Genomic DNA, 7,913 nt, shown 5'->3' on the forward strand with positions numbered 1-7,913 from the left:
GCCACCTGCTGGTCTCGGGTGACCGCTGGGCGCGGCGGCGCGCGGGCAGTTTTGACCGTGTGCTGGTCGATGCACCCTGCACGGGCACCGGCACATGGCGGCGCAACCCCGATGCCCGCCTGCGCCTGCGTGAGCAGGATCTGCTGGAACTGACGGCGAAGCAGGCCGACATCATGGATCGCGCCGCGACCCTGGTCCGCCCCGGCGGGCGCATGGTCTACGCCACCTGTTCCGTCCTGCGGGAGGAAAACACGGACCAGATCGCGGCTTTCCTTGCACGCAATCCCGATTTCTCACTGGTGGCGCCCGATTCGACGCATGATGACCTGCCACCGGGCCTGAGTGCCGATGGACAGGTCAGCCTTACGCCCCGGCAACATCATACCGATGGTTTTTTTGCTGCCATCATGCAGCGCAAATCCTGATATAAAATAACAGCCCCGATCATATCGCATGCCTGCCGGATCAAAACCGGCGGGGCGGGGGTGTTTGCAACAACGCGGGACATGGGCATGCAGGCCACAAACCTTGCGATCGGAATTCTGTGCGTACTGGGCGGCGGGATCGCGGCCCAGTGGGTGGCGTGGCGGTTTCAGCTTCCGGCCATCGTGCTGCTGTTTGCGCTCGGGCTGTTTTACGGTCCGGGGCTGGGGCTGTTCCACCCGGCGGCGGCGATCGGGCCTTATTTCCATCCGCTTGTCTCCATGGCCGTGGCCTTTATCGTGTTCGAGGGTGGGCTTGCGCTCGACCTGCGGCAATGGCGTGAATCGGGGGAGGGGGTGCTGCGGCTTACGGCGGCGGCCCTGCCCATCAACTGGGTGCTGGGGGCGGCGGCGGCGCATTATGTCGGGCATCTGGGCTGGGGCACGGCGTGGCTGTTCGGGGCGATCGTGGTCGTGACGGGGCCGACGGTGGTGCTGCCGCTGCTGCGCCATACCAAACTGCAGCCACGCGTCGCGGCTTTCCTGCGGTGGGAAGCCATTGTCAACGATCCCATCGCCGCCATTCTGGCAACGCTGGTGCTGGAATGTCTGCTCATCAAGCCTTCGCACAGTCCGGGCCTGTCGCTCGCGGCGGTGGAAATCGGGCCGCACCTGCTGTTCGCGACCATGTTCGCAATTGGCTGCGGCGTCTTTCCCGCCGTCCTGATCAAATTCCTCTCGTCGCGCGACCTGCTGCCCGAAATCCTGCGTATTCCCATGATCCTGGCCTTCGCCATGGGGGTGGCGGCGGTGTGCAACCTCGTCATGCAGGGCGCGGGGCTGATGGCGGCCACCGTGTTCGGCATGGCGCTGGCCAACCTGCATGTAACCGGCATGGCGGAACTGCAACGCATCAAGGAATCCCTTGGGGTGATCGTGGTATCGTGCCTGTTCGTGCTGCTGACGGCGGATTTGCAGCGCACCGTCCTGTCACAGCTTTCCCTGTCCATCATGGCGCTGACATTCACGGTCATGTTCATCGTGCGGCCGCTGGGCATTTTCCTGTCCACCATCGGGGCCAACATGTCGTGGCAGGAGCGTCTGTTCGTGGGCTGGATCGCGCCGCGTGGCATCGTGGCCGCCGCCGTGTCGGGCGTGGTCGGCCTGCAACTGCATGATGCGGGCTATCCGGGGGCCAACCTGATCACGCCCGCCGTGTTCGCCCTGATCGCATCGACCATGATCCTGCATGGCTTCTCGCTGCGCCCGCTGGCGCGCGCCCTGCGGCTCACGCTGTCCGATGAACCGGCCCTGGCCATAATGGGGGCCAATGCGTGGTCCACCAACCTTGCCCGCGTGCTGCATGAGCGGGGCATTCCCGTCCTGCTGGTGGACACCTACGCCCCGGCGCTGGACAAGGCCGCGCGCTTTGGCGTGCCGGTGCTGAACGCGGAGCTGCTGTCGGTCGAAGGGCAGGAAAGCCTTGAGGAACGTCCGGCTGACTACCTGATCGCCGCGACGCCCGACGCCATCTATAACGGCCTTGTCTGCGCGCGCATGGCGCCCGACCTGGGCCGTCAGCGCGTGTTCCAGGTCAGCCCGGGCGTGGCGCGGCTGGATCTTTACCATGGGCTGAGCCGGGATTCGCGCGGCAAGGTGCTGGGGGAGCCAGGCTGGAATTTCTCGCTGATCGACTCCCTTTACGCACGGGGCTGGCGTTTTGACAGTTCCATCGTGGAGGAAACCACGGGCGAGACCGCGCCGGACGGGGGGCAGGGCATGCAGTTCATGACCATCCGCAAGGGCACGGCGATCTGGATTTTTTCGGCCGAGGACGTGATGCAGACCGAACCCGCGGTAGGTGACATCATCATCACGTTCATGCCGCCCCGGCAGGCGGCGGAGCCTCCCGTGGCGGACAGCCCTATACCGGCCTGACCTCGATCTCCTGCAGCCCCGCCGCGAGCAGGCGGCGCAGTTCGGGCTCGGCCATGGCGATGCAGCCTTCCGTCGGGCCGCCTCCGGCGGGCGGCAGGTGCATGAAGATGGCCGACCCCGCGCCGGGACGTACGGGATCGTCATTATAGCCCAGCACGACGATAATGTCATAAACGTGATCGTCGCGCCATAACCGCTCATGCCGTGCGGGATGGGGCAGGGTGACATGGCGGTTGTAGTCGCGGTGGGTGGGGTCGTCGCACCATCCATCCAGCGGGCAGAGGGGTTCCACCGGCAGTTGACAAACTGGTGATGCCACACGGTCCGCCCGGTAGAAGACCCGTCTCAGGGGCAGAATACCGGCAGGGGTGGCATGATCTCCCTCATTTTTCGGGTTTCTGATGCCGCCCGCTCCGATCATGACCGGAACAATTGCGCGCATGCAATGCAGTTGTGCATCCAGCCCTGTATTCGTTTGCAAAATTGCGCGTATCATGAATTCCTCTGGGTTGGGCCGTATTTATGTTATCTCCGGCCCGATCTGGCCATGTACGGAGCGCCATGCCACGGGTTGTGGAACCGGACATGAACAGGCAAGACAGAGACTGGCCCGCTAAGGGGCCGGGATTAAAGTGATAAAGAGGGTTCGATGGCAGGAGCACGTCCCATACTGATAGCGGACGACGATCAGACTTTACGTCAAATGCTCGTTGAACAGCTACAGGTTGATGGTGAATTTGAAGCGATCGAGCCGGCTCCGTCGCCGAGGCCTGGGAGAAACTGCAAGCACCGGGCGCCCGGTTTGACGCGATCATTCTGGATGTTTCCCTGCCCGATGGGGACGGGCGCGATTTCTGCGCCGAGCTGCGCCGCAAGGGCAAGCGGATTCCCATCATCATCCTGACCGGTTCCGACGATGAGACCGATGTGGTGCGTGGGCTGGACGCCGGGGCGAATGACTATGTCGCCAAGCCGTTCCGCATTGCGGAACTTCTGGCCCGCCTGCGCGCGCAGATGCGCATTTTTGAAAACAGCGAGGACGCGGTCTTCGCAATCGGGCCGTATATCTTCCGCCCGTCCGCCAAGCTGTTGCAGGAGACGGCCAAGAACCGCCGCATCCGCCTGACGGAGAAGGAAGCCGCCATCCTGAAATTCCTGTACCGCGCCGGCACCCGCCCCGTGCCCCGCCAGGTACTGCTGAATGAGGTATGGGGCTACAACGCGGCCGTCACCACCCATACGCTGGAGACGCATATCTACCGCCTGCGCCAGAAGATCGAGCCCGACCCCACCAATGCGACCCTGCTGGTGACGGAAGGGGGCGGCTACCGCCTGGATCCGGAAGGTGGCAAGACGCTGCCGGTCTGACCGCTTGCGGATCGCGGAAGGCTGTTATCTGACGGGCCGCCCGGCTTACGGGCGGCCCGGTCCGTTTTGGGGGTGTTTTTTCGCGGATGGCCTGAACATCCCGAACGCGACAGGAAGCGCCGCCTTGCCCTATACGTCCAGATCGACAATGACCGGCACATGGTCGGACGGCTTGTCCCAGTCACGCGCGTCCCTCAGCACTTCCATGCCGCGCAGCGCAGGTTGCAGGTCGGGCGTGATCCACACATGGTCCAGACGCCGTCCACGGTCGGACGCCCGCCAGTCGCGGTTGCGATAGGACCACCATGTGTAAAGCTTCTCACTGGCGGGCACGAAGTGGCGCATCGCGTCGACAAAGCCGGTGTGCTGCCATTTCAGCAGGCCATCGGTTTCCGGCGGGGTGTGGCTGACGATCTTGAGGAGCTGTCTGTGGCTCCATACATCGTGTTCCAGCGGGGCGATGTTCAGGTCGCCCACCAGCACCGTGCGCCGCATGTCACGGGCCGAGAACCACTGCCGCGCTTCCTCGATAAAGGCCAGCTTGTGCGCGAATTTGGGGTTTTCCACCGGGTCGGGAATATCGCCGCCGGCGGGCACGTAGAAATCATGCACGTCAATCGCGTCCGCCCCGGTGCCGTGGCGCACGGCAATGTGGCGGCAGTCACCACGCTGGCACCAGTCCGGTGCGTCCTCCAGCACGCTTACGGGCTGGCGTGACAGGATGGCGACCCCGTTATACCCTTTCATGCCCCGGAACACGACGTGATCAAATCCCAGCGCCCGGACCGATTCCATGGGAAACAGGGCGTCGGGCACCTTGGTTTCCTGCAGGCATACCATGTCGGGCGCCGTGTCCTGGCACAGCCGGTCGAGCAGGGGCATCCGCAGGCGAAGGGAATTGATATTCCAGGTGATGATACGCATATCGGGTGCATTGCCGATCCGGCGTGGGCTGGCAAGACTCTATTTCACGCCGCCGCCGGACCGTACGAGACAAAAACAGGAACGAATTGTAAAAGGCGTCTGATATTTCGTGTGAAAAGGAAACCGGACATCTGAAACACGGAAATGCCACATTTTGTCCACTTGTGGGGTTGACACGGCCTGTTTTGCCCAATGTAGCACGGGATTCCCGTTTCGGTTCTCGGGTTACCCAATATAGTTTTTATAAATCAATAAGTTAGTATTAATGATGTTTTTTTGGGCAATCCAAGTCGAGGAAAGGAAAACCGCCATCCGCACGTTTTTTTCTGCTGCTGCTCCACAGACTTATCCACATCATCGGTGGATGAACGGCTACCATCCATGACAACCGCCATTTCAGCCCCTCCGCTTCGTCCCGTGGGGGTGGAGGCGATTCATCACGCTCTCCAGACCATGCCGCAGTCCCCCGGCGTGTACCGGATGCTGGGGCCGAAGGGCGACGTGCTGTATGTGGGCAAGGCGCTGAACCTGAAAAAGCGCGTGACCTCCTACACCCATGTCAGCCGCCTGACCGAACGCCTGCGCCGCATGGTGTCCGAAACCTGCGGCATGGAAATCGTCACCACCCATACCGAGGCCGAAGCCCTGCTGCTGGAGGCCAACTACATCAAGCGCATGCAGCCACGGTACAATATCCTGCTGCGTGACGATAAGAGTTATCCATGGATCATGCTGACGGACAAGCATGATTTTCCCCAGATCAGCAAACACCGGGGCAAGCCGGTCAAGGGGGCGTCCTACTGGGGGCCGTTCGCATCCGCCTGGTCGGTCAACCAGACGCTCAACCTGCTCCAGCGCACCTTCCTGCTGCGCTCCTGTTCGGACAGCGAGATGCAGGCCCGCGCCCGCCCGTGCCTGCTGCACCAGATCCATCGCTGCTCGGCCCCCTGCGCGGACCGGATCAGCCGCGAGGACTATGCCGCGCTGGCCGATCAGGCGCGTGGCTTCCTGGCGGGCCGGAACCCGCATATGCGCGAGCAGCTGGTCAGTGAGATGGAGCAGGCGGCCGAGGCGCTGGAATTCGAGCGCGCCGCCGCCATTCGCGACCGCATACGCGGGCTGGCCGCGTTGCAGCAGGATTCGAGCGTGGTCAATCCGTCCACCGTGACGGATGCGGACATCATCGCCATCTGGCAGATCGCCGGGCAGTCGTGCATCCAGGTCTTTTTTGTCCGCGCGGGGCGCAACAATGGCAATCGCGCCTTCTTCCCCAGCCATGCGCGCGACGAGAACGCCCCCGATGTGCTCGCCGCCTTCATCGCCCAGTTCTATGATGACAAGCCGCCCCCGCCACAGGTTCTGGTCAATCAGGATCTGCCCGAGCACGACGTGCTGGCGGCGGCGCTGGGCCTGCGCCGGGGGCGCAGGGTGGAGATCATCCACCCGCAGCGCGGGGAGAAACGCGGCGTGATCGACCATGCCACGATCAACGCGCGTGAAGCACTGGAGCGCAGGCTGGCCGAAAGCGCCGGGCAGGCCCGCCTGCTTCAGGGGGTGGCCGACCTGTTCGGGCTGGACGCGCCGCCCGCGCGAATCGAAACCTACGATAACAGCCACATCATGGGCGCAAATGCCTATGGCGTGATGGTGGTGGCCGGGCCGGAGGGGTTCGAGAAGCGGGCCTACCGCAAATTTTCCATCAAGGGGCCGGTTACGCCGGGCGATGACTTCGCATGATGCGTGAAGTGCTGGAGCGGCGTTTCCGCCGCGCGCTGCGTGACCGCGACGAAGGCAACCGCCCCGGGGACTGGCCCGACATCCTGCTGATCGATGGCGGGGCAGGACAGTATTCCGCCGTGCGGGCGGTGCTGGATGATCTGGGGGTAACCGGCGTAACGCTGGTGGCCATTGCCAAGGGGCCGGACCGTGACGCGGGGCGGGAATGGTTTCACACCGCTGACCGGCCGCCCTTCCAGCTTCCGCCGCGTGATCCGGTGCTGTACTACCTGCAACGCCTGCGTGACGAGGCCCATCGCTTCGCCATCACGACGCACCGCGCGGGGCGGTCCAAAACACTGGTGCGCTCGGAACTGGACGATATTCCCGGCGTTGGTCCGGCACGCAAGCGCGCGCTGCTCAACCATTTCGGCTCGGCGCGCAGCGTGCGGCAGGCGGGTCTGGGGGAACTGGAAAGCGCGCCGGGCATCAACCGCGACATGGCGCGGGTCATATACGGACATTTCCACCCCGACTGGACAGGAGACTGAACGGCTGTCATGCAGATGTGAGCGCAGAACCTGCCTGACAGGCGTTATCGGTATTTCGACTTTTCCCCATCCTTGGTTATAGCTGTACAGACATGCTTACCGACCTGCCCAATCTTCTGACCCTGTCCCGCATTGTCGTGGTTCCTATCGTTGTGGGGCTGGTCGTCCTTCACACGCCCCAGACCGACTGCGCGGCCTGCGTGCTGTTCATCCTGGCCGGGATCACGGATTATCTGGACGGCAAGCTCGCCCGGGCGTGGAACCAGAATTCGGATCTGGGGCGCATGCTCGACCCGATCGCGGACAAGCTGCTGGTGGGGGCCTCGCTCATGGTCATGGCGGGGCTGGGGCGGTTGCCCTATGGTTGCCTGTATCCGGCCATCATCATTCTCTCGCGTGAGATTCTGGTCAGCGGCCTGCGGGAATATCTGGCCGCGACACGGGTGGGGCTGCCGGTTACGAAACTGGCGAAGTGGAAAACCGGATTCCAGATGACGGCCATCGGCTTCCTGCTGGCGGGGGACAGCACGGCGGTGCTGCTGCACATAGGCTGGCTGCCGGTTGACGCGCTGGGCGCGGTGATGATGTGGATCGCGGCGGCGCTCACGCTCATCACGGGATGGGATTATCTGTCCACCGGGCTGCGGCACGTCAACGCGACCGATCCGGGTGCAACGAAATTATCTTCCTGACCTACATGAAAAATTAACCTCCGCCATGGTTGCTCTCTGTGGCGGGCGTGACGCCCGCGATTACCGGATCGGTAAGGGGGGCGATGGTGCGCAACGTCATGGTGCTGTTACTGCTGACGGGACTGGCCGGATGCGGGGGATTTGGCAAAATCCTGTCTGACAGTACCGAACTGCCCGGCAGCCTGCCCAACACCCCGCGCGCGGAGGGGGAGAACATGCGCCGCGTGGTGGGGCAGGCCCCGCAGGTGCTGCCGATCCTGCCGCAGGCGCGCAATATCTGGCCGGTCATTCCCGCCACGGGG

Annotated in this window: 4 protein-coding genes and 4 pseudogenes; 6 read left to right on the plus strand and 2 right to left on the minus strand. The window is 63.7% G+C overall.

Going from position 1 to position 7,913, the window contains the following annotated elements:
- Both JCM25156_RS22255 and JCM25156_RS07045 read left to right on the plus strand, forming a co-directional pair.
- Nucleotides 1-425 (plus strand): annotated as a pseudogene (locus tag JCM25156_RS22255) (RsmB/NOP family class I SAM-dependent RNA methyltransferase); the annotation flags it as partial.
- Nucleotides 426-512: 87 nt separating this feature from the next.
- Entirely contained in the window at nt 513-2,360 is a 1,848-nt protein-coding gene (locus JCM25156_RS07045; protein WP_025812602.1) for a cation:proton antiporter, read from the plus strand.
- Here JCM25156_RS07045 and JCM25156_RS07050 read toward each other — a convergent pair.
- On the minus strand, nt 2,347-2,802 hold the full coding sequence (locus JCM25156_RS07050) for a L,D-transpeptidase family protein (RefSeq protein ID WP_025812603.1): 456 nt from the start codon (nt 2,800-2,802) through the stop codon (nt 2,347-2,349). The two genes, JCM25156_RS07045 and JCM25156_RS07050, sit on opposite strands and share 14 nt — an antisense overlap.
- Before the next feature lie 207 nt (nt 2,803-3,009).
- Between JCM25156_RS07050 and JCM25156_RS22260 the strand changes: the two are divergent.
- Nucleotides 3,010-3,728: pseudogene (locus JCM25156_RS22260) on the plus strand (response regulator transcription factor).
- 129 nt (nt 3,729-3,857) lie between these two features.
- On the opposite strand, the gene JCM25156_RS07060 reads toward JCM25156_RS22260, so the two are convergent.
- Nucleotides 3,858-4,652, minus strand: a complete 795-nt coding sequence (locus tag JCM25156_RS07060; RefSeq protein WP_025812604.1) for an exodeoxyribonuclease III — start codon at nt 4,650-4,652, stop codon at nt 3,858-3,860.
- 381 nt (nt 4,653-5,033) lie between these two features.
- Here JCM25156_RS07060 and uvrC point away from each other — a divergent pair.
- The 3 genes and pseudogenes from uvrC to JCM25156_RS07075 all read left to right on the plus strand — a co-directional run.
- Nucleotides 5,034-6,919 (plus strand): annotated as a pseudogene (uvrC, locus tag JCM25156_RS22265) (excinuclease ABC subunit UvrC).
- Nucleotides 6,920-7,011: 92 nt separating this feature from the next.
- Nucleotides 7,012-7,611: a CDP-diacylglycerol--glycerol-3-phosphate 3-phosphatidyltransferase gene (gene pgsA, locus JCM25156_RS07070; RefSeq protein ID WP_025812605.1), complete on the plus strand. Its 600-nt coding sequence runs from the start codon at nt 7,012-7,014 to the stop codon at nt 7,609-7,611.
- Between the two features lie 38 nt (nt 7,612-7,649).
- Nucleotides 7,650-7,913: pseudogene (locus tag JCM25156_RS07075) on the plus strand (hypothetical protein); the annotation flags it as partial.

This window comes from Komagataeibacter kakiaceti JCM 25156, from assembly GCF_000613305.1.